The following is a 22,959-nucleotide window of genomic DNA, read 5'->3' on the forward strand; positions in this document are numbered from 1 at the left end:
GGTTCCTGAGCGCTGCGCGCTCAGGGAGAGACCGGCCTCGCTGCGCTCGGCCGAGGGCGCCTCCGGCGCTGCTCCTCCGCTTCGCTCCGAGCAGGGAAACCGCCTCGCTGCGCTCGGCGGGGCTCGGCTTCGCCGAGCCAGGGCCGGCCCTTCGGGCCGGTGTCCTTCGCTTCGCTGTGGACGGCTCGGGGTTGCGCTGCGCTCCACCCCGAGCGGCCTGGCTTCGCCGGGCCCGAGGTGCCCACGCTCCGCGCGGGCTGACCCCGTTTCACGGGGTCCGGGCCTCTGGCCCGTTGGGGTGTCCGCTTCGCTCCCACCCCGGTCCTTCCGGCTCCGCCTACAGGACCAAGGCCCACTGACGCGAGCCAGGCCAGCAGCAGGGCCAGTCACTCCCCGCAGGTGTCCATCTCTGTCCACGGCTCAGGCGGGTAGGCATCCCGCGGCCTGGGATCCGTCGCCGCTACGAGTTCAGCCATACGGAAGAGCCGATCCCAGTATGCCGGGCTATCACCATCACCAAGCACAGCAAGGATCTCCCTGAGTTGAGACCCTCGCCAATGCAGGACCCTGTAACGCCGGACATCCAGCCTGCCAGCATTGCTCAGCCATGTGTCCACACATCCGGCGATGTCCGCGTCGACCATGACAAGGTCGAAACCAGCCCGGTCGGCACCAGCAAGACCAGGCGGAAACGGCGCACGGCGGTGTACCTCCCACAACGAAGTCACAGCGGCAACGGCATCAATGTCGTGACTCATCCCCCTGATGATGACCCAAGCCCGCCGAACAAGCACCTGCCTTTACCCGGTACCAGGCGACCCGCTTCCGCATCACCCCTTCCTGCGGTCGCCTTGACGTCGGCCCTGCTCATCAGTCAGCCGGACCCAGCCCCGCACACGGGGGCTACCTGAGGCGTCTGGCATCTTCTTCGCTCCATACCGAGATCACGTGCCCCTCGCCATACTGCTCGGTGACGGTTGCCCAGGCTTCGCTCGCCGACGAAGCCATCAGCCGAAGCTGAATGTCCGGATGGCCAGCGATCCGAACAAAGCCAACAAACTCCCGCTTGGGCTCTCCAGACTCAGCGTTCACCATGTCCCTCCCTTTGGCTTGCTTGCGTACGGTTCACTCCGGTCAACCTCCCCAGCCGAACTCATGGAGTAACCAGCGTTTACGGGCCGCCAGGCCTGATCGCAACCGGGCCAACTCTGCACGTGGAGGGGGAGCGAGCCGGCCTTGGCCGATTCCTCCGCTTCGGACCAGGGGTTCCGCTTCGCTTCACCCCTGTCCCCCGGGACCCGCGAAGCGGGTCCCGGGGGACTCTCGCGCTATACGCAGGGGGGTGACCCCGTTCGGGGTGGGTTCGCTCCGCTCCCCCACCCGGAGTCCTTCCAGCTTCGCTTCCAGGACCAGCCCGCTCCCGGGCACCGACAGCGGGTCGCGGGCCGGGCTCGACGTCGTACGCGGCCGGGGCGCTGGTTCCGGTCCGTTCTCGTCAGAACCAATATCGTGCCTCCATGGACAACGATCAGAGCGAGGCCGCAGGCGAAAGCCTGACAGACGATGAGCTGGACCAGCTCAGAGCCCTCCTTCGACGCTTCACTACATACGACCTTGACCAATTCGAACTCGTCAAGACGCAGAGCCCCTACGCCGAGGCATACATCGTGATCTCCAACAAGCCGATCACAGGCACCCAGCCCAAAGACTACAAACCCATCTGAACGGGCTCACCCGAGATGGTGTCAGTGGTGACGGTTAGGGTCCTCCTTGACGGGGCCGGTTCCGAAGCATCCAGCACTGGAGACTCAACGGCAGTCCTCCCGGTCTGCGCGGGGGTGGTCACGGCCTAACCGGCGCCGGAAAACAAGGGCCTTTCGCAAGCTTGCCAGCCCGGCCCCGTCCCCTCCAAACGACCTACCCACCAGGCCTTGCAAGTCGGGCTGTACGGGCCAGAATGCTTCAAAATGGTGCTCGGATCAGTTCTGGATCTGAGGCCATGTCCGTTCCACTGACCGGCGATATCTCGGCGGCCTTGCTGGGACTGCACTCTGTGCAGCCGAAGCCAGCGACTGACATGATCGGGCCGTGAACGACACAAACTGGGAAGGCTGGTACCGGCAGCTCCTGGCCGCCGTGGCGCTGCTGGCCGCTCCCGCGCCCGACCAGGTGGCCTGGCTGGAGAAGCACGCCGTCCCGGTCGACGAGATCGCCCTGAACTTCGACGACTCCGCCGTAATGGCACGGCAACTCGGCAACGAGGGCTGGCTCACCCCCGAGGCACTGTCCGAACTCGCACGCATCGACGACCTGCTCAACCACCTGACCGCGGACGAAGGCTCCACCACCTGGACCGCGCAGGGGCTCAGGACTCACGCACTGTGGGAACAGGTACGTCAGGAAGCCGACCGGTTCCTCCGCGCACAAGGCGAAACGGAACGAGCACTACCGCTCGCCGAGATAATCCGCTGACAACCAGCGGGGCACACCCGCGGTCCGGCACCCCAGGGACGCCATGACACAAGGCGGTATCCGCGCCCGGCCAGGGTGTCGGGCAGGCGGCAGGCGTGTCCGAGGAACCGGGACGAACCAGGGAGCCAGGCATATTGCGCTGACCTGCACCCACGCGCGAACCCTCACTGCCAGCGGCCCTGGGCCGGATCGGCCTGAGCCCTCGGGGTGCGGTTGGAGCCGCCCGGTCGCACCCTGTACCCATGACCGACCGCAGCACCCCGTCAGGACCGCCCCGGGGGCCGTACTGGGGACAGCCGGAACCGGACCCGGGCACCACGGGCAAGCTCCGCCGGCCCGGGCTGACCCACTCCCTCGCCGCTCTCGGCGGGCTCGTGGTAGGGGTGCTCTTCGGCATCGTGGGCAGCGACAGCACCGCCGGCAGTGGCTCACAACCGACCACCACCGTGCCAGCCTCCGAGGACCCGCCACCGAGCCGTACAACCCCCGAGGCAAACGGAATAGCGAAAACAACCGCGAAGGAGATCCCAGGCGACGGCACCTTCCTGGTCGGCCGGGAAGTCCGGCCAGGGACCTACCGCAGCACCGGGCCCGCCAGCGGCACCGCCGTGGACTGCTACTGGGCCCGTCTCAAAGGCACCACGGGCGACGTCGGCGAGATCATCGCCAACCATGCCGGCAAAGGCCCGGCCACCGTCACCATCCTCGACACCGACAAAGCCTTCCAGACCTCCGGCTGCCAAACCTGGAAACAAATCACGTGAGTACAGTGAGAACCCACCCATTGCCGCGCTACCCGTAGCGGCCCCACTGCCGCTGAGCTCCGCGGCCTGATCGGGGTCGCCGGACACTGCCCTCGGGATACTCGAATGCCCGGGCCGGCACGGCGACGAGGCAGATCCGATCGCGCGGGTGACCGTCGACCCGCCCGACGGCCAGGGCAGGCGCCGCGTCCACGCCGGCGGCACCACCCTTGGACGCGCGACCGGCCACGCCGACATCCTCGAATTCTTCCGCAGCGCAAGACTCGACCCCGACGACGTCCACCTCGATGACGCGCTCCTGATCGAATGGCGCGGCAGCGGACCCGACGCCTGGAGCACGGACGCCGGGCGGAAGTGAGCGTGGCCGCAGGTGGTGGCAGCGGCGGGCGCGCAGGCTGTTCCAGGCGGTGTCGCCTCGAGGAACAGCAGGGATGCACTGCCAGCTGCACCAGCTGGCCAGCAGCACGTCCACACAAGCACCGGATACGGCCCTCGGTCGGCCAGGTCAGGAGTCGGCGTCGGCCGGCCTCTTGAGAGGCGGGGGTGTCCAATCCCAGACCTCCCGCTCCAGAGCAGCCAGGATCCATTCCCGTCCCGCCGATCCTGCCACGTTCCACGTCCAGTACATCGGGCGCCGATGCCCGCGCCAGGGCAGCCATCGCCGGGTAGGTTCCGAACCGCCTGCGATGTTGTGTACGAGATCGGCAAGCCAGGCGATGCAAGCGACGTAATCATCGTCGGGCCACGACTCCAGCGCCTTACGGCGCCTGGCCATGCTCCTGATTTCAAGGACGGCCATACGCGTCAGGTAGGCAGCCGCCATCTGATCATCGACCCTCCGCCTACTCGCCACCTGGACTCCCTGCCCCTCACCCGCACGTTCACGGAACACTAACGGGCCGCCCAGCAGCACTACGCCCTCACGCCCCGGCAGCGCACCACTCACCCATCCAGCCAGCCGGTCTCCAGCAGCAGCTGCGACCCCGCCCCCCGTCAGCCGGGCGCGGCCAGACGCATACCGAGCCGGGTCCGCAACTCCCCGCCGCACGCCGCACCAGGGACGGCTGCGCGGGGGCGTCAAGGAGCGCCAGGAGCGCGAGGAGCGGCCGCGCCACGGTGAGCAGCGGGAGGCGTACGCCGTCGTGTGGATCGCTGGTACGTCGTAGAGATCGTCCATGCCCGGCCACCGCCAGCGGCCAGCCGGGCGTTACGGTGTCGGCCCCGGTGGTAGTGCTTCCTCAGCCTGCCGGCAACCGAGGGATGTCTACTGCCCGCCCGAGTTCTCTGCTGCTCGACGCGCAGGGGTACGTAACGGCCGCAAGTCCGCCGACTGCACGTCTCCAACGGGACACCATCACGGTCCCGTCCGGTCAGGGCCAGATTGCGGGATCAGCACCAGGGCCCGACGCAGCGCCGCGCGCGCCTTGGTCCACGATGCCGGATCGTCCGTGAGTTGGCGGAGGAGACTGGTCTTGATCCGGGCGAGGTGTCCCTCGTCTCGCAGGTCCCCGCCTACGTGGAGTTCGGCCGGGTTCCGGCACGTCCGGAGAAGGCGGAGCCGGAGCACTACCACCTCGACTTCGGGTACTGCTTCACGACGGTACGCGCGGACATCGGGCGCATCCAGGAGTCCGAGGTGACCGGTGCCGGCTGGTATCCGCTCGCTGACGCCGAGAGGCTTGTCGGGGACCGTATCGCGCGAGCGGTGAGCGTCCCGGCGGCCGGTTGACGGCGGCGGGCACGCACCCGCTCGTGGGAGGTATCTGTGCCCTGCCCCGGCGCGGGGCAGCAACGCCGTGGCTCGGCAGACGTCTACCGAGCCGGCGTTCCTCACTCGAGCGAGGGTTTGACGTTCCGGCCCCGGCTTCTCTTGAGTTCGAAGAAGCCGTCCGTCTCGGCGACGATGGTCAGGCCGTCCCAGAGCCTTCCTCGCCGAACTCAGCTTCAGTCCCGACTACGTGGCCGGTCAACGGGAGGCTCTGGTGCTGGCCCGGGCGCTGGTCCCGGAGATCTTCGACAGCTTCCTGACCCGGCTTGAACATTCTGACGATCCCGAGTCCGTCGAGCTGACCAAGCGCGGTTGGGCTGCGAGGTCCTGGGATCCCGACGAGCCGCGGATCGAGGAGCTGGCGTCCACGCTGGCCGACGAACTGCTGACCAACCGTGCGCTGCTGGCGATGCCGACCGGGTTTCAGAACCAGCCCGACGCGGCCTCCCGGTACGGAGTCAACCACCACGGGGAAGACCAGTCACCGTCCATCGCCCGGTTGAACACGCTGGTCGAGGCGAACCTGCGCGCAGCTGGCATGGCCGTTCCCCATCGTGACGGCCGCCCAGCAGACCCGGCACTGCGTCGAGATGGCCGCCTCATCCTGCCGCGTCCGAACGGGCATTTGTCCGGCGGACGGCCACGCGTAACCATTGACCTGCACGGCCGTCACAGATGACGTCGTACGGCATTCCCCGTACCGGTCTTCCGCCTCAGCCCGGCGCGAGCAAGCTGGTGACTTCGGCGATCGCCTCCGGGGAAGGGTGGAAGTACTTCCGCACGCTCTCCGCCTTCTTGTGCCGGGACTGCGCCATCAGCATGAGCAGGCAGGCCCGCCCCGGCCTGACCCAGGTGGGTCAGGCCGGAGTGCCGCCACTCATTCAGATCCCAGCCAGTGCCCAGCTCACCGCCGTTGGTGGTGGTCAGGAGGTCGGCGACGAGGTCGGCGAATTCCTCGGGGTCGAGGATGCGGATGCCCAGTTCCTCGGCCTTGGTGCGTTTGGAGCCGGCCTTCTCGCCCGCCACCACGAGGGTGGTGCGCTTCGACACCGACGACGATGCCTTTCCGCCCGCCCGCTCGATCAGCTCGTTCATCTCGTTCCGGGACAACACCGCGAGGGGGCCGGTCATGGAGCCGGTCACCACGACGGCCTGTCCGGCCAGCGGGCCGCCCGCCGAGTCCTCGCCGTCGGTCGCATCGGTCGCATCGGTCGCGGGCTTCTCCGGCTCGGTGACCTGCGTGCCGACCTGCTGGGCCTCGAGTCTGTCGAGGAGCGGGGCGAGTTCGACGAGTTCGGCCGCAATGACGTGGGCCTTCTCCGTGCCGATGCCGTCGACCCCGGCCAGCGTGTCCGCGCCGGCGACCCGGATCGCGGCCATCGACCTGAAGTGCGCGGCGATCCGGCGGACATCGTGCACCCAACGATCTTGCTTCCGGCAGGCCCAAAATCGACGCTACGGACCATCCAGCACCCTCAAGGCTGATAAGCCTCTCATCCCTACCTCGACAGAATGACATCCCCCCATCAGCGAAAACTAATCATTCGTTCCGATGCGAAACTGGGCTGCAGAGGATGGGTCTCGGGCAGCTAGGTGTGGGCGCACAGGAATTGGCCGAATACCGCACTACGCGACATCCGACCTCCTTCTCCATTAATGCCTACACATTTCAGGTCAAGCCGCACGGAATTAACACTTCCGAATTGACTTACAGACAGTTCTATAGTGACCCATATGCCACCAGAGCAGGCCGCAGGCAATGTTGTTGGACATCCCTTGATCTTTCTGCTGCACCTCTGATTGCATAGCAATGCAGGACCCTTCGCGCCGAACGCCGCCATTCACGGAAACCGTGGAGAAATCACGGATCTCGCAACGAGCCAGCACAGATAGAAAACTCAGTCGGAAGAAGGCGGTATTCACTGGGATGGCGGGCGGCAATAGGGCTCGCGCCGAGTGCTACCCATGCCACCAGTTCCATCCGGAAAGAGGAACCAGGCCCCATGTGGTGTGGGAGCGCTTCTGTAATTCGATCAGGGCGTCAGGTAATGGTTGCGCACTATTCCCTTCTCCCGATGACCAACCCCTGGAAACCACGAAAAGGGAAAGATGATCCGAAGATTTGCAGTGACAGCGGCCATTGTTGCTGGACTTGTGCTCACTGGTAACGGTGCAGCCACGGCCACGACCTCCAGCACAACGGGTCGGACCACCTCCGCCCAGATCCCGGAGGCGGCGACTGTTCAAGTGGCCGCGGATTGCCCATCAATCTCAACATCACAGCCCACAGTTGGACGTAACCGGGACGGGCGACTGGAAGCGTTCGCCCAAAACGAACTCGACGATCGGATCTGGCACGTCTGGCAGACTTCCCCGAACGGCGCTTGGAGCTGTTGGCTGCCCTTTGACGGCGGAGGCTTCCACTACGAGCGGTCGATCGCCGTCGGAACCGACGTCGATGGCTTACTGGAGATTTTCGCTGTCAAGCTAGACGGCAGCATCAAGCGTCGCTTCCAAACCGGGAACGGCACCTGGAGTGATTGGTACGACCTGCAGGGCACGTTCAAGGGTTCACCACGAGTCGCCAGTAACGCGGACGGCCGCCTCGAACTTTTCGCCATCGGCACGGACAGCAAGCTCTACCATTCCTGGCAGGGCAGCCCGAACGGAGTCTGGTGGAGCGGATGGCAGCCCATCGACCACAACGGACGGCTCTTCAACCTCGAGAGATCGCAGCCATCCGTGGCCGTGGGACGCAACGAAGACGGACGCCTAGAGGTGTTCGGTCTCGGTATGGACAACGGGATCTACCGCATTGCGCAGGACAGCCCCAACGGACCTTGGACCACCGGCTGGTATGGCATGCCCGGCATTCAAGGCAACGAACAAAAACTGGTAGAAGTGGCAAGTAACGCAGACGGCCGCCTGGAACTCTTCGCCGTCGACAAAAACGATGCCGGATGGCATATCTACCAGACTGCCCCGAACGGCTCTTGGTCCAATTGGAGTCGCCTCACTGGCGACAATGCGCTCGGCAGCGCGATCGGCGTCGGACGCAACAGCGATGGCCGATTGGAAGCATTCGCCGCCGGCCCAATCGAGTACGGCGGCCCTGGGGGATCAAGGCGATATGTCTGGCATACCTACCAGAACGCCCCGAACAGCGATTGGTCCGGCTGGACCAAGATTGGCGGCTCAAGTGCGAACGCGCCAGTCGTCGCGAACAACGCCGACGGACGTCTGGAAATCTTCACCGAAATGCCAGGTCCTCGCGGATACCCATTCCACGCATGGCAGGACCCGAACGGGACATTCGGCTGGAGCCAGTTCTACGACCTCGGCTACTAACCCTGCCGTTTCGGTCTGGGGCAGCTAAGGGTTGGGTAGAAACGCAAGAGTGCCTTCCTGAGCTGGGACGATGTGCCTTGCCTAAGGGTCCTGTCGTTGCCAGAGGAAGGCACTTTCTGCGTGAAGGAGGATTACCAGTAACGCCGTCCTTCAGTAGCCAATCCGCGATGCCGAACATCCGCGCGTCGGCTGCGGGCCAGGGCCGAGCACCGGCTTCCGCCGCCCCGGGGGCCACCGTTTCGCCAACACGGTGCGGTCTCATGGAGAAACCCAGGCCGCCGGCTGCACAAGTGCAAGCCAACCGCGTCGAGGCGCGGGCGGGTCCTCAACGGGACCCATGAGGGTCTGCACCCGTACCCTTTCGAAGGCTCGGTCACACGGGGGCGGGTGCCTCGTATTCGGCGGCGAACAGCTCGGCAGCGGCTTCCGTGTAGCCGAACAGCCTTGCACAGACGAGGGGGTTGGTGTCGAGCGGGGCGAGCTCCCCCCAGATGACCACGAAGCGCGTCATGACGGTGGCCGGTCTCCAGATGCGCGTGTGAGGGAATCTCTGCGGCCTTCCAGGACGCCCAGCACCTCGTACGCCTCCCCCAGCGAGGACAGGAACAGCGCGCCGGTCTGCCGGTCTCCGCCGAGCGGGACGGCGAGGCGCCCGGCTGCCTTCACTGCGTCGTCTACCAGGGACGGATCCTTCAGCCGCTCCCGCATCACGGTCGGGGCAGTGGTCAGATCAACAAGCACGGCAGAGCTCCATTTCATGGGGCGTTGAGGAACGTGCGGTGGGAGGAGAAGGACTGGCCGTTCCGGCTACGTAGTAGCCGGGCCCGTGCGGGCCGTCCGGGTCGTCACGCAGCAGGTGTTCCTTGGCCAGGGCGGTGCAGGTGGTGCGGACGTGGTGGGGCTGGAGCGCGAAGTCGAGGCCGAGGAGGCCGGTCGGCAGCGCCTCGCCCGTGCGGTAGTGACCGGTACGGATCCGCTCGCGCACGGCGTCCCGCAGCGCGTTGACCTGCGGCCGCCCTGCCTCCCTGGCCACGATCACGTAGCCGCGTGGCGTGACGCGCAGGCTCCCGTGCGCGGCCAGCATGGCCAGTGCCGTCTGGACGTCCCCGGCCGGCAGCCCAACACGGTCCGCGAGGAGGGTTCCTGCGCCGAGGAGGCCGGTCGGCTTGTTGACAACGCGGGCACCGGGCCGGCAGCCCTGCACGTACGTACGGACCGCGGCGAGCACGTCCTGTCGTGCGGCCTGCCCGGCGGCGCCCGCCGCGGTGGTGGATGCATCCGTCACGCCGGATCACCTGCCCTCAGCGGCGAGATGCCCGGCGGCGGCGGTGCGGTAGCCGTAGAAGGCGTGCAGGGAACGGGCCGGGCGGCTACTTCGGCGGCTGCCTGGCGGCCCTCGGCGACTGCCTGCGCGGCACTTTCGGATACACCGCCCCCGCGACCCTGCTCTGGCGCGACGCCCGGACCGCGCACGAGCACCTGTCCCGGGGCCTGACACCGGAGGGCGAGCCGTACGACGTGTTCGGCGCGGTCGACGCCCTCGCCACGGACGGCATGCGCGTCACCCTGGCGTGAGCCGGGGCCCGCACCCGACTCGGCGGCCGGTCGCTGTGACCGGCGACCGGCGACCGGCGACCGGCGACCGGCACGATCCTCCTACCCGCGGATCGACTCCTGCGCCACGTCCCCTGGTAGGGCTTTGGTCAGTCGCCGAAGGGTGTGCCGTCCTGTGCGCAGGTGGTTCCGTCAGGCGGCAGGGTGCCGGAGACGAGGTACGCGGCGATGTGCCGCCGGGCGCAGGTGCTGGGGTTGAGCAGCTCGGTGTGGCCGTAGCCGTTCACCGTGAGGAGCCTGCCGCCGAGTTCGGCCGCGGCCCTGCGGGAGCTGGTGTACGCGGTGGCCGGGTCGAAGGTGTTGCCCACCACGAGGACCGGGGTGCCCTTCTGCTTGTTCCACGGCCCGTTGTAGGTGTGCGCCGCCTTCTCGGTCCAGCCGCTGCACACCGCTCCCCACGGCCAGGCGGTGTAGCCGGCGCGGGCGTACGAGGTCCGGGCCTGGGCGGCGTACGCGGCCGTGGTGACGGGATTGGGGCTCTCCCCGCAGATCACGGCCCGCTGCCGCCCGACGCTCGTGGTGTACGCGCCGTCGGCGGAGGCGGCTGACTCGGCGAAGGTGGTCGCGTCTGTCGGGGCGAAAGGGTAGCGGCCGACGCGGTCGCGGGCGAGGGCGTCGCTGTCGACGGGGTCGGGGCCGCGGAGGTCCCCGTACCGGCGGGCGGGGCGGTCTCCGTGGCGCGCCAGGCCTGTTCGAGCGTCCGCGCCACTGCGGCCCAGCCGGGGAAGCGGCCGAAGCCGGGGAGCGGCCTGACCGTGTACAGGGAGCTTTGGGCGGTGATCTGGAGGGCCCGGTCGTCGGTCGGCTCGCCGTCGAGGACGACCGGCGCGGCCTTGGTGCGCACGACGAGTTCGTCCCACTTGTCCAGTGTGGCGCCGACCGAGTCCGCGGCGAACGGGCAGGCCTCGGGACCGGCCGCGCCGCACTGCTCCAAGAACTCCTCGAACGTGGCGGCCATGCCGGTGTCGGAGCCGGCCCGCACGAAGGTGGTGAGGTCTCCTGCGGCCACGCCTTCGGGAAGACCGCGCCGTCGAGCACGGCCGCGCGGACCCGGCCGGGGAACAGGTTGAGGTAGGTGGCGCCGAGGAACGTGCCGTAGAAGGTCAGCCGCTCGTCGCCCACCGCCTGCCGGAGCAGGTCGAGGTCACGGGCGTTGTCCGCCGTCGACACATGGGTGACGAGCGGCCCTGCGTGCTGAACGCACTGCTCGTTGAGGCGCTGCTGGAACGCGACGAAGGCGGTGGTCTCCGCGTCGGTGAGCGGCGGTGTGCCGCCCGGGGCGCCGGCGAGGAAGCGTTCCTCCGCCGCGGGCGAGTCGAAGCACTGCACGACGGGTGTGGTGCGCCCGCCCATCCCCCGCGGGTCCCAGCTGACGATGTCGAAGCGTGCCCGCACCTCGTCGGGGAATCCGCCGATCGCCGCGGGGAGGTACTGGGTGCCCGCGTCGCCGGGGCCGCCCGGGTTCCAGAACAGGGTGCCGGTCTTGCGGCCGGGTCCTTCGGCCGGGTGGCGGATCAGGGCCAGCCGGAAGGTACCGGCGCCGACGGCGTCGTAGTCGACGGGCACCTCGGCCGTGGCGCAGTCGAACGCGGCGGTGGAAGCGCCGCCCGGGGCCGCCGCCGGGCATTCCCCCCAGGCCGGCACGGGGACCGGGACGCGGACCGGGGCCAGGGTCGGACTCGGGGCCGCGGCGCGGACGGGAGTGCCGCCGGGTGGTGCGGCGGACGCCGGTGCACCTGCGGTGAGGCCGGCGAGGAGGGAGACGGCGGCACAGCCCAGCAGGGTCCTGCTCTTGATCCTCATGCGGGAGCCTTCCGACGCACGGCGTCCGACCTCCCCTGATCACATCCGCACCAGCGTACGTGCGAATGGACGCACCGGCGCGCCGGACGGATCGCCCCGGTGGGGCAGGCAAGTGGCGTCGACTTCCGTCGTCACCACGTGACGATCCGGCCATCCTCGCCTGCATCGGCGGCTGGAAACGCCCCTCGACCCCACACTCCTGCAATTTCTTGCAGAATCTTGCGCAAGATGTTGCCGGCCTTCCGCGAGCCCACGGGCCGGCCCCGGACGCGACCCCAGGGAGCCCCGCATGACCCGGCAGCAGCACGTACACCGCACCCACCCCACCGCCTTCACCGCCTCCACCGCCTTCGCCGCACGCGCCGCCCTCCCCCTCCTCGCCGCGGCCTGCATCCTCTCCTCGGCGACGGACGCGCGGGCCGGGACCGGACCGGAGGAGCAGGCGGCCGTCACCTTCGAGGTCCGCGCCACGACCACGTGGGGCGAGCGCGTGTACGTCACCGGCAGCACTCCCGAGCTCGGTTCGTGGGACCCGGCCGCGGCGGTACCCCTGTCCGCGGCCGGCTATCCGAGCTGGAGCGCCACCACCACCGCGGCGCCGTCCTCGCCGGTTCTGTTCAAGTACCTGATCAAGCGGCCCGACGGGCAGGTCGTCTGGGAGCAGGGGCCGGACCGGCTGCTGAACACCGCGCCCGGTACCGCACCCGGCAGCGCCCCGCTCACCGTGCACGACACCTTCCGCACCGCACCCGACACCCCGGCCTCGGGCACCGCACCGGCCTGCGCCTCCGTCGGCACGACCTGGCGCTACGCGTCCGTACGCAACGACTGCGGCACTCCCCTACCGCTTCAGGTCCAGCACCGCAGCGGCGAACTCAGCGACTGCCGGCCGGTGCAGCCCGGCACGACGGCCACGTTCCCGGGCTCCGGACCGACCTCCGACCACGTGGTGGCCGTACGGATCTGCTGACCCGCACAGCGGATTGTCGCAATGAATGACAAACGTAGCCACAGAAGCCCCAACAGCCTCTGTAACCTCAATAACCCCACCAACTCGTGGTTCATTCGGGTGATTTTCGTTAATCCACCGAATTCTCAGTGCTTATGATCCACCTTCATGACAGGAAGTCAGAAGGCCCAGGAGCCCCGGACGGCCGCCCACGAAGACGCGGCCGACGTGGTCATCCTCGGAGCGGGGCCCGCCGGGCCTTGCGGCGTGACGCACGGTCCACACCCGAAACTGTCACCCTTGCTGGCTCTGGAGTCTCAGTGCGTGGCGCTCAAAGCCGTGGAGCCGACTCGGGCCGCTGGTTGGCCAGGGTGGCCAACCAGCGCGCTCCGGTCTCATCAGCTGGGGTCAGAGCCCGCTCCTGGCCAGCGGCCGGGATCTTGGCGTTCTCAGGCCAGTCACAGACCTTCAGGACCGGGTTGAAGTGGAGGATGCTCGGACACTCCTTCAGGTACACCACGCCCTGCGAGCAGCGGAACAGCGTCCACAGCACCAGGCTCCGGGCCAGGCCGCTGCGCAGGGCACCGTCACGGCGTTAGCGCCACAGGGCACCGGGCCCGGCAACCACGTTGAGCAGCAGGTTCGTCGGAGTGACGGCCGGACTGGGCACGCCGAGCAGGCTGATCTGGACCGGGAGGAGGAAGACTGCCCCCGACACACCGACGTGTGACTGAGCGCGACAGTTGGCCCGTCGGGCCAGCAGGATGCTCAGATCCAGCGACGCCCGCGAACGGTCAGCCGCCGTGGAGGCCCCACTCGTCGAGGCCGCTGTAGACGTGGGCTTCGAGACATCGAGGGGCGTCGAGACCGATGGCTTCGCCGCGGTAGACGGCGATCAGCGAGTCCCTGCCCGGCCACCAGGTGTCGCTAAGGCCCTGCACTTCAGGTACCGGCTCGTAGTCGGCGAGGTCCAAAGAGTCGACGGCTTTGCCGGTGATCTTCGTGATGGTCTTGGCCCAGCGTCTCGCGTGGGCGGCCAGGGCCAGCGATTCGACCAACCGACTGTGCTGGCGTGCAGGGGTGTCCAGCGGTGGGCATCGATCCCGAACGCGCCTTCGGGGCCGATCATGAATCCGTAGGCCATGGAGACCCGGCAGCTCCCGGCTGGGAACCGCCGGCCCTCCGCAGCCGGGCCCTCGGGACAGCCAGCGTTCAGGATGCGCGGCACGAGCAGGTGAATCCGAGATCACTGGTCATGTCGCTGGAGCCTAATGACCAGCTCCGGCCCCGCCTCGGCCGGGAGTCCCTCTTACCCGCCGCCCTGCGGGGCCATCCCCAGCGCTCGCCTGGGCCAACTAGAACGCTCAGGGGCCAGGTACACCGCTCAGTTACAGCCGCTGTGACTTAGCGCGCTAGTTGGCCCGGATGGACAACTAGCGCGCTAAATCTTGGATGCCTCTCACCTGCGGAAACGCGCACACATGATGCGTTCCTCCCGGTTGGCGATATCGATCGCCTCACCTGCGTCCCAGCTGGGACAGCTCATTGGATCAAGTCGGTATGCGGATGCTCGGGGGAGGTCGGGCAGACGTAGATCTGCATGTTGTCCGTGCTGCCTACTTCTACCCCCGTCGGCTGCGACGGGTTCTGGCCCGCGTAGTGAGATCCAGCAGCGTTGGCCTGGTCTTCCTCCGGCACCCAGCCTTCGTCGCCGTCTCACTCCCAGGAAGCGATCGTCAGCAGCGGGACCATCTGCACCTCACACACAGCGCAGTACCGGGGGTACGGGTCCGTGCGGCCCCACGGGGGCCAGCCGCCGACCTTCCAGCCGGGTGCGTTGCCCAGATGGATGGAATAGAAGTCGCGCGGATACGCCGCGTAGGAGCTGGCCAGGTCGGCGCCGCCTGTCTGCCACCTGTTCCAGTCCTCCAGCATCAGCTGCAGCTCCGGGCTCAGGTCCAGGCTGTTGGGGTACTCGGTGATCGCTTCTGGTGCCAGCAGGCACGGCTCCGGCACGTAACCCGGATAGTCCGCCTCGTACGGTTCCGGTGGCGCGACGAGGACGTCGCCGACGTCCGCGGCGGACCGCCAGAACAGTGCGGTCGCCGGCTTGTAATCCGGATCGTGCTCATGCGGGCACCAGAGAATCTGAAGCAGATCGGCCTGGCCGGGCGGCCGCAACAGGGGTATGTCACGCAGGAACAGCTGAGCCACGGGCAACATCGGGACCGGGCATTCGGCAGGCTCGGGAGGACCGGCGTCGCGCCGTTTGGCGAGCCACACGGCATTGCGCTCCTTGAGCGCCTCCTCCTCGGGCGTGAGCGTGGACTCGAGGTCAGGGCGCCACCGGTACTGCAAGAGTCTCTCGAGCCGCACTTCGGTCGGTGACCGGCGGGATCCGGTGTCCACGTGCAGGTGCGCGTCTTCGCAGTGCGGCCACGGCTCTCCTGCCGGCCATAGCAACGGCCCGCCGACCGAGCTGTCCCTGACCGAAGGCGACCCCGGACGCGGATGCAGCCGTATCGCAGGACGTGCCATCGGAGCCAGCTCAGGGAAGACCGCTGCCACCTCGACAGGCCGGGGCGGAGTAGTGCGTACGAAACTCATACCGGCGATCTTGTCACCAGCTACCGACAGCGGAGGCTAGCCCACCCGGCACCCTCGGGCGGCCCAACTAGACCAGGACGCCGCTGACCTGCGGAAATGCCGCAGAGGGCTGATATGGGCGTGATGCCCCCTGGCCCCCTGCTCGGGCCTCTCAACGGGCGCAGCCCGTCTGGCCTGCCCGGTCCTCGGGGCCGCCCACATCGCTCAGTGGGCCAACTGGACGCTCAACGATCGAGTACAGCGCTCAAGATTCCGCACCTCCATACATGCAGGCCAACGTCGCTACGTGCCGCCTGAGGAGAGAGTTGCCCTGGGGAGCTCCGCTGTCAGAGGCAGTTGACAAGATCACCGATATGAACGTCACTCCCATCACTCCGCCGCGGCCGATTGACGTGACCGCGGTCTTTCCTCAGCTGGCCCCGCTGGCCCGCACGGCGACCCGGCTGCACCCCCGCCCCGGGGCGCCGACGCCCCAGGACAGCTCGATCGGCGGGCCACTGCTGTGGCCCGCCGACGAGCCGTGGCCCCACTGCGACGGCCCTCATGAAGTGGATGGAATCAACCCGGCGCTGTCCCCGGCGGATGTGCGGCTGCAGCGACAAATCAGTGTCGCCTGCCGCGGCAGGAGCCTCACCCCGCAGGAACGAGAGATCCTTGAGCGGATCCGCCCCCCTCGGCAGGGCCCGCTGAAATTCGTGGCAGCCCGGCCGTATGACGGTTCCATAGCGATGCTGCCGGTCGCGCAGCTGTACGCGCGGGACGTGCCCGATCTGGACGCGCCTGAGGGAACTGACCTGCTGCAGGTTCTGTGGTGTCCCTTCGACCATCCGATCATGCCCAGGACCGTGCTGTTCTGGCGGTCGGCAGCCACCGTCACCGACATCCTCACCACGCCCCCCGAACCGCCGGCGATGCAGTTCGACGACTACCTGCCCGAGCCGTGCCCGCTCAGCCCGGAGCAGGTCACCGAGTACCCCGACCACATGGAGCTGAGTGAGGACCTCCAGGAGCAGATCGGGAACTGGAGGGTGTCTCAGGCAGCCGACGAGGACATGGAGCCGGAGACGTACTACGACTGTGTGCTGTCCGCCGCACCTGGCTGGAAGGTCGGCGGCTGGCCCTCCTGGGGTCCCACCGACCCTGGGCCGCGCCCCTGCCCCACCTGCGGCAGCGAAATGGATGCCCTGCTGACCATCGCCTCATCCGAAGAAGGGGGCGACGACGCGCGAAGCTGGTTCCCGTACGGGGATCCAGCTACTGAAGCTGCCATCGGCTTCGACCCCAGGCGCCCCACGGCAGTCCAGATAGGCCGCAGCTACGACCAGCAGCTGTACATCTGCCCGGCATCACCGGAGCACCCCCACATCGAGCTGATGCAGTAGCCGGCCAGACGACACCAGGCCCGCCTTGCTGAGGTCCCGGCCCTCCTGGTTCAACTGCTGCCTCGATGCCACCACCAGGAGCAGATCCCGGTCGGCCCGCACAGGATTTCCCGCATTGAGGCCAACTACAACGCTAAGGGGCCAAGTACAGCGCTAAGTGAGCGTTTTGGTTATGTTCGCACTGGTCTGACGCAGTTTTGAACTGCCGGTGCCGCAGAATTGCCGTGCCGTCTGTACTGGAATATGGCTTTCCTGAAGAGCGGTCGGCAGGCGAAGTGATCCGGTTGTCACCGGAACATCCCGTCTCAATTGCACATGACCTACTTCGCGACGTATCCAGGACGCCTGCCAACGCTCCCGATGCCACCGCACACGCCCTCCCCGACAGCTGCAAGCGCCGGTATCCCCACATCATGCGACCACCCCGGCCCTACCCCAGCGACCTGTCCGACGCGCGGTGGGAACTGATCCGCCCCACCCTCGAAACCTGGCGCCAGGCCCGCGCCGGAATCCGCCGGCCCCACCACGACCTGCGGGCACTCATGAACGCCATCCTCTACGTCGACCGCACCGGCATCCCCTGGCGCTACCTACCGCACGACTTCCCACCCTGGCAAAGCGTCTACGGCTACTTCGCCCACTGGCAAAACGACGGCATCTTCGACCACCTCAACGGCCTCCTGCGCACCCTGCCCCGCCAGGCCGAAGGCCGCGAACCAGAGCCCACCGCCTGCCTGCTCGACTCCCAAAGCATCAAGACCTCAGCCAACGTCCACCTCGCCGACCAGGGCATCGACCCCGCGAAAAAGATCATCGGCCGCAAACGGCACATCGCCACCGACACCCTCGGCCTCCTCCTGGCCGTCCTCGTCACCGCCGCCAGCGTCCACGACTCCGCCGCCTGCACCCACCTCATCGACCATCTCGCAGCCCGCCACCCCACCATCACCAAAGCCTGGGCCGACAACGGCTACAAGAACAAAGCCATCGAACACGCCGCCACCCGCGGCATCGACCTCGAGATCGTCCAACGCGACCCCCACGCCCACGGCTTCACAGTCCAACCCCGCCGCTGGGTCGTCGAAAGAACCCTCGGCTGGCTCATGCACCACCGCCGCCTGGCCCGCGACTACGAAACCCACCCACACCGATCAGCAGCCATGATCCAAATCGCCGCCATCAACCTCATGACCCGACGCCTCACCCACCAAAACACCCCCAACTGGCGCGACACCTGACCCCAAATAAAACAGACAACCGAGAATCAAACGCTCACTTAAAGGGTCGGGCGGTCAGGCCACGTCGCATAGGAGCCTGCCGCTCCAGCAGATGCCTCTTCCGCTGCGGATCCGAGCACGTCCGCGTTGCTATGCGGCAAGGACACTGGTCCCTCGACACCGGTCCGGACAGCACTGATAAGGCCCGGCGAACCCCAGCCCTGGACAGCGCTGTAGCGGACGCCCCCAGTCGGGAACACCCCCACACCGGCGGGGAGGACGCAGCCGAGCTCGACGGGATGCTGCTGAACGTCGGAGCACCCCCGCGTCGGCGGGGAGGACGAGCGTGTACTCACAGGCGGTGCGCTTGCTGACGGAACACCCCCGCATGCGCGGGGACCACACGTGGTTCTCCGCGTGTTCAGCGTCGACCACGGGAACACCCCCGCATGCGCGGGGACCACGAGCAGGCTCATTTCCCGAAGGTCCGGGTCCTGGGAACACCCCCGCATGCGCGGGGACCACCACGTGACGCTGCCCAAGCGCCGTCACGTGACGGGAACACCCCCGCATGCGCGGGGATCACCCGTGGGCGGCGCGCGCCGCCGCTTTCGCCTCGCGCAGGACCCGCTCGACGCGCGCGCGGTGGGTCGCGTCGTCCAGGTCGGTGCGGACGAAGGCCTCCTTCACCGCGACCTCGCGCCCGACCCGTCGGTCGAACCCCGCCCAGACGGTGCCCATCGCCCCGGACCCGAGTCTTTCCGTGAGGAAGTACCGGTCGTCGATCAGACGGCCCCCGCCGGCTTCGCCCCTGCTCGTCATGAGCGCATGATGCCCCACGGCCCCCGTCCACGTCAGCCGCCGACGTCATTCGCCCAGGGCCGGGGAGGAAGCGTCGGAGGGTGCCGCCGGCCCGAGATCCTCGGCTGCCCGGCAGGCCCGGCGGGAGCGCGGGTATGATCACCCCCCTTTTGCACGGGGAGGCCGGGTGACGGGCCGTACCGTCCCGCCCCCGCGCCTTGTTCTGGGGGAATCGCGCGCACCACTGCGCTGTTCCGGCGCGGCCTGTCCACGCTGGTGCCGCTGGCCGCTCTGGCCACTGTCCCGTCTCCGGCGTACGCCGTGTCCGGACAGGCCGCCGGTCCGGTCACCGAGCTGGTCCTCGACAGCCCGGTGGCGCATCCGGATCCCGGCGAGGAGCAGATCCTCATCACCGGGCCCACGGGGTTCCTGCACCGGCCGCCGGGCAGCACCCGCGCGCTCTGGACCCGGTACGCCGACGGCACCACGACCACCGTGACCACCCCGCAGGGCACTCCCGCCGTACTCACGGGCCGGTGCGGGATCCGCGACCGGGCCTGCCCGACGAACTGGTACGGCGGTGGTGCCGACAGCGTGGCACTGCCGAGCGACACCTCGTGGACCCCGGAATCCGTGACCTTCTGGAACGCGGACGGCACCCCGCCCGTCCGCGGCGAAGGTAATCGACCTCCGGGACAACAGCGGGACGGCCGAGAAGGCCGCGCTCGCCGGTGACTGGGTCCTGATCCAGGAGCAGTGGCCGCAACCCGCCGTGCTGGCCCTGCCGCTGGCCGGCGGAGCCCCCCGGACCGTGCTGGCCGGGTCGCACCTCGGCCTGTTCCCCGCACCCGGGGGCCGCCCACTGGCCGTCGGCGGTACGAGCGCCACCGCGTGGGGCGTCCAGCGGTTCACCGCCCCGTCGGCGACTACGCCGCCGTCCGCGGCGATGCTCCTGCCGGTTCCTCCGAGCGCGGAGGAGTTCGTGAAGACCGGCCTCTCGCTCGGACGCGGCGCCCTGCGGGTCGTCGAGTACGAACCCGGCAACGACTCCGCCCTGCACACGCAGACCTGGCAGATCTCCTCGCGCCCCGGGGCTGGGCTCGCCGCCTCCGCCCGCACCGCGGGCCGCGACGACCTGGCGGCCGAGCGCTACCTCGGCGAGAACGAGGACGGCGACACGCGCCACCCCGTAGCGGTCGCTGCCGGGCGGGCGGGGCGTGCTCTGGCCGACCACCTCTCCGTACCGTTCCACTTCGCCAGCCCGGACACTCCCGACGATGAAGCCCCGCGCTGGCAGCGATGACGGATGAAGGGCAGGCGGCCGCCGGGCGTCCTCCTGGCCTTTGCTCACCAGTCCCTGCCGGCGATCAGCTCCTCCGTGTCCGCGTCCGTGAACCCGTATGCCGTCGCCACAAGCCGGAACTCCTCAGCGATCGACTCGCGCGCAACCGTCTCGATCTCGCTCCCTGCCGCCTCGAACTCCGCTTCCAGCAGGTTGAACTCCCCCGTCGCGACCTGGGTGAGCGCGTAGAGGGCTTGCAGGTCCGGCGGCTGCGCGGCCTCGATCCGCTCGCACAGCCGCAGCAGGATCGCCCGGCCCCGGTCGACGACGTGGTCGGGGAAGTACGGGTCCTCGTACATGGACCGCAGAAACGCGTGCCCTGCCAGCTGCTCGTTTGTGATCGGCATGGTGCCCTTCCGGCCTACGGAGAACCGACGCGCGCATCCTGCACGACACCACCGACAGCTACGCCGTTTACTCGTGCCGGATCGCTCGTGGTCCGGCCGACCCGGCGTCCCGCGATCCGAGGGTCACCGGGGCGGTTGCCACGCGGCTGTGCACAGCGAGGTCTCGGTCGCCTCCGTGTAGCCGGATCGTCCGCGAGTTTCGCCGGAACCGTCTTCAGCCGGCGACCCGCCGCGTTGCGGCAGACCACTTTCCCGTCGTCGAGGGCGACTTCGTAGTCGCCGGACGGAACCCACCCCATGTGCTGTCTCCTCGGTCAGACGGCCTGGTCCGGGGCATGGCACCGCACGGCAAACCCCCGGTCGCAGCGCCGCCGCGATCACGTTGGGTGTGACTCTAGGGGCAGGGTCGGACATTGCTTCCCGGCCACCCTGCCCGGGCGCCTCGGGCCCGCACTGAACACGCTCTGAGCACGCGCTGAGTACGCGCTGAGCAGGCCCTGGCCTGCCGTCCTGGTGGCCTGAGCACGCCCCCGCGCCGCATCCCGCCGGAACCGGCCACCGCGCCCGCGGGCGGCATGCGGACGCGCGGTCGGCATGCGGGCGCGCGGGCGCGTCGTGCAGGAGTGGTTCTTGATCAAAGTAGGGTGGCCCGCTGGGCGTGATCATTCAAGAGGGAAGACAGGCAAGTAAGTTGAATCGCATACGAACGACGGTGGCGCTCGGCCTGGTGCTCTCCGCGGGCCTCGTGACCGGGTGCTCCGGAGGCGCGGACGCCGACGCCAAGGCCGGCGGCGGGACCGGGAAGGCAGCGGAGTCCGCGCCCGCGGCGCCCAAGGGCCCCGCCTACCAGGGCAAGCCGGTGCCCGGGCTGGCCGCGCGGCCGGCCTGGAGCCTGCCGGCCGACGAGGCGCGGAACTGCGTGGGCAAGGCCTCCGAGGAATACACGTCGCAGGGCAACGAGTGCACGGTCGGGGACGCCGTCATCGTCACCGGCTACCGCGACGGCCAGTCGGGCACGACCATCTTCACCGCCCGGCTCCTCGACGCCAAGAGCGGCGAGCTGCGCAAGAAGTTCGACTTCCCCCTCCCCGGGGAGAGGCACGGTTCCGCGTCCTCCCCGGAGGCGGCCCTCGCGCAGGTGGGCGAGTGGCGGGACGGTTCGCCGGCCCTGCTGATCCGCAACCGCGAAGACACCCCGGCCAGCGGCCTGAAGAAGGCCTCGACCCGGACCGTGCTGACCATGTACGCGCCGTCCGGCGAGAAGCTGGGGAGCTCCTCCTTCGACGGGGACACCCACATGTCGACCCCGGTCCGGCACGGCTACCTCGTGGACACCAGCGGCTTCGACGCCAGGTTCGTTCCGATCGGTGACGGTGAGACCCTGGCCACCGAGGTCTCGGACGTCGACCTCAAGGGCGCGGTCGGCGCCGGTCTCGGCTACGCCTCGCAGAAGGACATCTCCTACCAGCCCTCCGCCTGGTGGCTGACCGCCGTGGACATCCGCACGGGCACGAAGGCATGGAACACCAAGGACCTCGCGCCGCCGGCCGCCATCGCCAAGCTGGTCACCCCGGACAAGGCGACCAGTGCGCGGCTGATGCCGTACCAGGGCGACAAGGCCCTCCTCGAATGGTCCTCGTACGGTGAATCCGAAGCGGTCATGACGCTGATCGACGTCAAGAGCGGCCGCCGGCTCGCCGAGGGGCCGGGCATCGACACCAACGGCGCCATCGACGACGACGGCCTCGCCATCTCCCCGGACGGCAAGACCGCCGTGGTGCAGTACGGCAAGGGCGCGGTCGCCTGGAACACGGAGACCGGCAAGGAGCTGTGGCGCCAGGCCGCGGACGAGGTGACCATCATGCCGAGCGCCCTCCCGGGCAACAACGTCCTCTACGCGTACCTGGACGGCACCGGAGCCGCGCTCGACGCCCGCGACAAGAAGCTGCTGACCTCCGGAATCGAGGAGATGCCGCAGTTCACGACGAACGGGTACGCCGTCGTCCGCAGCACCGAGGGCCTCTTCGCCTTCGCCACCCAGCCCGTCTGACGGGCGCCCCGACCCCGGTTCGGGGGGCGGGGGCCGGGGGCTGGGGGCCGGTGGTCCCCGGCCTCGGGCAAGCGGCCGGCCTCGCGTGCGTGAGGAGGACCGGGGCCGGTCCGCCGCGGGGGTCACGGACGTCGCGGGCGTCGCGGGTGGCATTCCGCGTCCGTCAACCGCGAGCGCGCGATGCCGGTGAAGTCCGGCCAGTATCTGGCCGACAAGCCGCTTCGTCACGCCACCGGAACCGGGAGACCGTGGGCTGCGCATCGGAAGCCGGCCGGTACTCCAGCACGGCTGCGACCAGTTCGCTCCACGGAGGACACGTGCCGCAGGACATCGACTTCCACCTCCCCTTCCCGAGCGCCGTCAGCGCGGACCTGGAGGACGCACGACGGCGCAATCTCGCCTGGGTGGCGCGTATCGGGCTCGTCGGTGAGGGCCGCGCGCTGGAGTGGTACGCGTCGTGGGACATGCCGCTCCTGGCCGCCCACGGCTTCCCCT

At 68.8% G+C, this 22,959-nt stretch carries 24 protein-coding genes and 5 pseudogenes; 14 read left to right on the plus strand and 15 right to left on the minus strand.

The features are described from left to right. Nucleotides 1-903: 903 nt before the first annotated feature. Nucleotides 904-1,095, minus strand: coding sequence for a hypothetical protein (locus OG764_RS00005; protein ID WP_328966271.1), 192 nt, complete (start codon nucleotides 1,093-1,095; stop codon nucleotides 904-906). Nucleotides 1,096-1,517: 422 nt separating this feature from the next. Here OG764_RS00005 and OG764_RS00010 point away from each other — a divergent pair, with 422 nt between their 5' ends. From OG764_RS00010 to OG764_RS00035, 6 genes are all read left to right on the plus strand, one after another. After that, complete coding sequence (locus OG764_RS00010) at nucleotides 1,518-1,724, plus strand: hypothetical protein (RefSeq protein ID WP_328966272.1); 207 nt, start codon at nucleotides 1,518-1,520, stop codon at nucleotides 1,722-1,724. A 364-nt stretch (nucleotides 1,725-2,088) separates the two neighbouring features. Further along, nucleotides 2,089-2,472: a hypothetical protein gene (locus OG764_RS00015; RefSeq protein WP_328966273.1), complete on the plus strand. Its 384-nt coding sequence runs from the start codon at nucleotides 2,089-2,091 to the stop codon at nucleotides 2,470-2,472. Between the two features lie 242 nt (nucleotides 2,473-2,714). Further along, nucleotides 2,715-3,236: a hypothetical protein gene (locus tag OG764_RS00020; RefSeq protein ID WP_328966274.1), complete on the plus strand. Its 522-nt coding sequence runs from the start codon at nucleotides 2,715-2,717 to the stop codon at nucleotides 3,234-3,236. 148 nt (nucleotides 3,237-3,384) lie between these two features. Next, complete coding sequence (locus OG764_RS00025) at nucleotides 3,385-3,594, plus strand: hypothetical protein (RefSeq protein WP_328966275.1); 210 nt, start codon at nucleotides 3,385-3,387, stop codon at nucleotides 3,592-3,594. 1,095 nt (nucleotides 3,595-4,689) lie between these two features. Continuing rightward, entirely contained in the window at nucleotides 4,690-4,965 is a 276-nt protein-coding gene (locus OG764_RS00030) for an NUDIX domain-containing protein (protein ID WP_328966276.1), read from the plus strand. Between the two features lie 253 nt (nucleotides 4,966-5,218). After that, the gene (locus OG764_RS00035) at nucleotides 5,219-5,683 is read left to right on the plus strand and encodes a hypothetical protein (protein ID WP_328966277.1); all 465 of its coding nucleotides are present in this window, start codon (nucleotides 5,219-5,221) and stop codon (nucleotides 5,681-5,683) included. 34 nt (nucleotides 5,684-5,717) lie between these two features. Here the strand turns inward: OG764_RS00035 and OG764_RS00040 are convergent. Together OG764_RS00040 and OG764_RS00045 are read right to left on the minus strand one after the other, a co-directional pair. Next, nucleotides 5,718-5,904, minus strand: a pseudogene (locus tag OG764_RS00040) (hypothetical protein); the annotation flags it as partial. 51 nt (nucleotides 5,905-5,955) lie between these two features. Next, nucleotides 5,956-6,384 (minus strand): annotated as a pseudogene (locus tag OG764_RS00045) (BRCT domain-containing protein); the annotation flags it as partial. Nucleotides 6,385-7,131: 747 nt separating this feature from the next. Between OG764_RS00045 and OG764_RS00050 the strand changes: the two are divergent. Beyond that, complete coding sequence (locus OG764_RS00050; protein WP_328966278.1) at nucleotides 7,132-8,352, plus strand: hypothetical protein; 1,221 nt, start codon at nucleotides 7,132-7,134, stop codon at nucleotides 8,350-8,352. A gap of 373 nt (nucleotides 8,353-8,725) precedes the next feature. Here OG764_RS00050 and OG764_RS00055 read toward each other — a convergent pair whose 3' ends face one another. Genes OG764_RS00055 through OG764_RS00065 form a run of 3 tightly spaced genes read right to left on the minus strand, consistent with a single transcriptional unit; the run spans nucleotide 8,726 to nucleotide 9,637 of the window. Then, nucleotides 8,726-8,863 carry a hypothetical protein gene (locus OG764_RS00055; protein WP_328966279.1) on the minus strand — a complete coding sequence of 46 codons (138 nt, stop codon included), beginning with the start codon at nucleotides 8,861-8,863 and terminating at the stop codon, nucleotides 8,726-8,728. Beyond that, on the minus strand, nucleotides 8,860-9,093 hold the full coding sequence (locus OG764_RS00060) for a DUF6302 family protein (RefSeq protein ID WP_328966280.1): 234 nt from the start codon (nucleotides 9,091-9,093) through the stop codon (nucleotides 8,860-8,862). The genes OG764_RS00055 and OG764_RS00060 overlap by 4 nt, the downstream gene beginning before the upstream one ends. Then, nucleotides 9,083-9,637 carry a hypothetical protein gene (locus OG764_RS00065; protein ID WP_328966281.1) on the minus strand — a complete coding sequence of 185 codons (555 nt, stop codon included), beginning with the start codon at nucleotides 9,635-9,637 and terminating at the stop codon, nucleotides 9,083-9,085. The genes OG764_RS00060 and OG764_RS00065 overlap by 11 nt, the downstream gene beginning before the upstream one ends. A 65-nt stretch (nucleotides 9,638-9,702) precedes the next feature. Between OG764_RS00065 and OG764_RS00070 the strand changes: the two are divergent. After that, nucleotides 9,703-9,927 (plus strand): annotated as a pseudogene (locus OG764_RS00070) (barstar family protein); the annotation flags it as partial. A gap of 128 nt (nucleotides 9,928-10,055) precedes the next feature. On the opposite strand, the gene OG764_RS00075 reads toward OG764_RS00070, so the two are convergent. Then, the gene (locus tag OG764_RS00075; RefSeq protein WP_328966282.1) at nucleotides 10,056-10,460 is read right to left on the minus strand and encodes an alpha/beta hydrolase; all 405 of its coding nucleotides are present in this window, start codon (nucleotides 10,458-10,460) and stop codon (nucleotides 10,056-10,058) included. Further along, nucleotides 10,457-10,975: a hypothetical protein gene (locus OG764_RS00080; protein WP_328966283.1), complete on the minus strand. Its 519-nt coding sequence runs from the start codon at nucleotides 10,973-10,975 to the stop codon at nucleotides 10,457-10,459. Before OG764_RS00080 ends, OG764_RS00075 begins: the two co-directional genes overlap by 4 nt. Nucleotides 10,976-12,058: 1,083 nt before the next feature. On the opposite strand from OG764_RS00080, the gene OG764_RS00085 reads away from it, so the two are divergent. Then, nucleotides 12,059-12,739, plus strand: a complete 681-nt coding sequence (locus OG764_RS00085) for a carbohydrate-binding module family 20 domain-containing protein (protein WP_328966284.1) — start codon at nucleotides 12,059-12,061, stop codon at nucleotides 12,737-12,739. A gap of 310 nt (nucleotides 12,740-13,049) precedes the next feature. Here the strand turns inward: OG764_RS00085 and OG764_RS00090 are convergent, their stop codons facing one another. From OG764_RS00090 to OG764_RS00105, 4 genes and pseudogenes are all read right to left on the minus strand, one after another. Continuing rightward, nucleotides 13,050-13,271: a chitin binding peritrophin-A domain-containing protein gene (locus OG764_RS00090; RefSeq protein ID WP_328966285.1), complete on the minus strand. Its 222-nt coding sequence runs from the start codon at nucleotides 13,269-13,271 to the stop codon at nucleotides 13,050-13,052. 45 nt (nucleotides 13,272-13,316) lie between these two features. Beyond that, nucleotides 13,317-13,496 (minus strand): annotated as a pseudogene (locus OG764_RS00095) (hypothetical protein); the annotation flags it as partial. A gap of 16 nt (nucleotides 13,497-13,512) precedes the next feature. Further along, nucleotides 13,513-13,776 (minus strand): hypothetical protein, encoded by a 264-nt coding sequence (locus tag OG764_RS00100; RefSeq protein WP_328966286.1) that lies wholly within the window; start codon nucleotides 13,774-13,776, stop codon nucleotides 13,513-13,515. Nucleotides 13,777-14,434: 658 nt separating this feature from the next. After that, nucleotides 14,435-15,127, minus strand: a complete 693-nt coding sequence (locus OG764_RS00105) for a hypothetical protein (RefSeq protein WP_328966287.1) — start codon at nucleotides 15,125-15,127, stop codon at nucleotides 14,435-14,437. 1,031 nt (nucleotides 15,128-16,158) lie between these two features. Here OG764_RS00105 and OG764_RS00110 point away from each other — a divergent pair. Both OG764_RS00110 and OG764_RS00115 read left to right on the plus strand, forming a co-directional pair. Further along, nucleotides 16,159-16,707: a hypothetical protein gene (locus OG764_RS00110; RefSeq protein WP_328966288.1), complete on the plus strand. Its 549-nt coding sequence runs from the start codon at nucleotides 16,159-16,161 to the stop codon at nucleotides 16,705-16,707. A gap of 413 nt (nucleotides 16,708-17,120) precedes the next feature. Further along, complete coding sequence (locus OG764_RS00115) at nucleotides 17,121-17,945, plus strand: IS5 family transposase (RefSeq protein ID WP_328966289.1); 825 nt, start codon at nucleotides 17,121-17,123, stop codon at nucleotides 17,943-17,945. Nucleotides 17,946-18,506: 561 nt separating this feature from the next. On the opposite strand, the gene OG764_RS00120 is transcribed toward OG764_RS00115, so the two are convergent. Further along, the gene (locus OG764_RS00120; RefSeq protein WP_328966290.1) at nucleotides 18,507-18,746 is read right to left on the minus strand and encodes a hypothetical protein; all 240 of its coding nucleotides are present in this window, start codon (nucleotides 18,744-18,746) and stop codon (nucleotides 18,507-18,509) included. 300 nt (nucleotides 18,747-19,046) lie between these two features. On the opposite strand from OG764_RS00120, the gene OG764_RS00125 reads away from it, so the two are divergent. Beyond that, a complete protein-coding gene (locus tag OG764_RS00125) occupies nucleotides 19,047-19,460 on the plus strand; it encodes a hypothetical protein (RefSeq protein WP_328966291.1) in 414 nt (137 codons plus the stop codon). Between the two features lie 37 nt (nucleotides 19,461-19,497). Then, the gene (locus OG764_RS00130) at nucleotides 19,498-20,028 is read left to right on the plus strand and encodes a hypothetical protein (protein ID WP_328966292.1); all 531 of its coding nucleotides are present in this window, start codon (nucleotides 19,498-19,500) and stop codon (nucleotides 20,026-20,028) included. Nucleotides 20,029-20,072: 44 nt separating this feature from the next. Here OG764_RS00130 and OG764_RS00135 read toward each other — a convergent pair whose 3' ends face one another. Further along, nucleotides 20,073-20,414, minus strand: a complete 342-nt coding sequence (locus tag OG764_RS00135) for a DUF5713 family protein (protein WP_328966293.1) — start codon at nucleotides 20,412-20,414, stop codon at nucleotides 20,073-20,075. 179 nt (nucleotides 20,415-20,593) lie between these two features. Further along, nucleotides 20,594-20,713 (minus strand): annotated as a pseudogene (locus tag OG764_RS41610) (DUF4132 domain-containing protein); the annotation flags it as partial. A gap of 392 nt (nucleotides 20,714-21,105) precedes the next feature. Between OG764_RS41610 and OG764_RS00140 the strand changes: the two are divergent. Next, nucleotides 21,106-22,464: an outer membrane protein assembly factor BamB family protein gene (locus OG764_RS00140; protein ID WP_328966294.1), complete on the plus strand. Its 1,359-nt coding sequence runs from the start codon at nucleotides 21,106-21,108 to the stop codon at nucleotides 22,462-22,464. Nucleotides 22,465-22,959: the final 495 nt, after the last annotated feature.

The organism is Streptomyces sp. NBC_00239 (genome assembly GCF_036194065.1).
GTDB lineage: Bacteria > Actinomycetota > Actinomycetes > Streptomycetales > Streptomycetaceae > Streptomyces.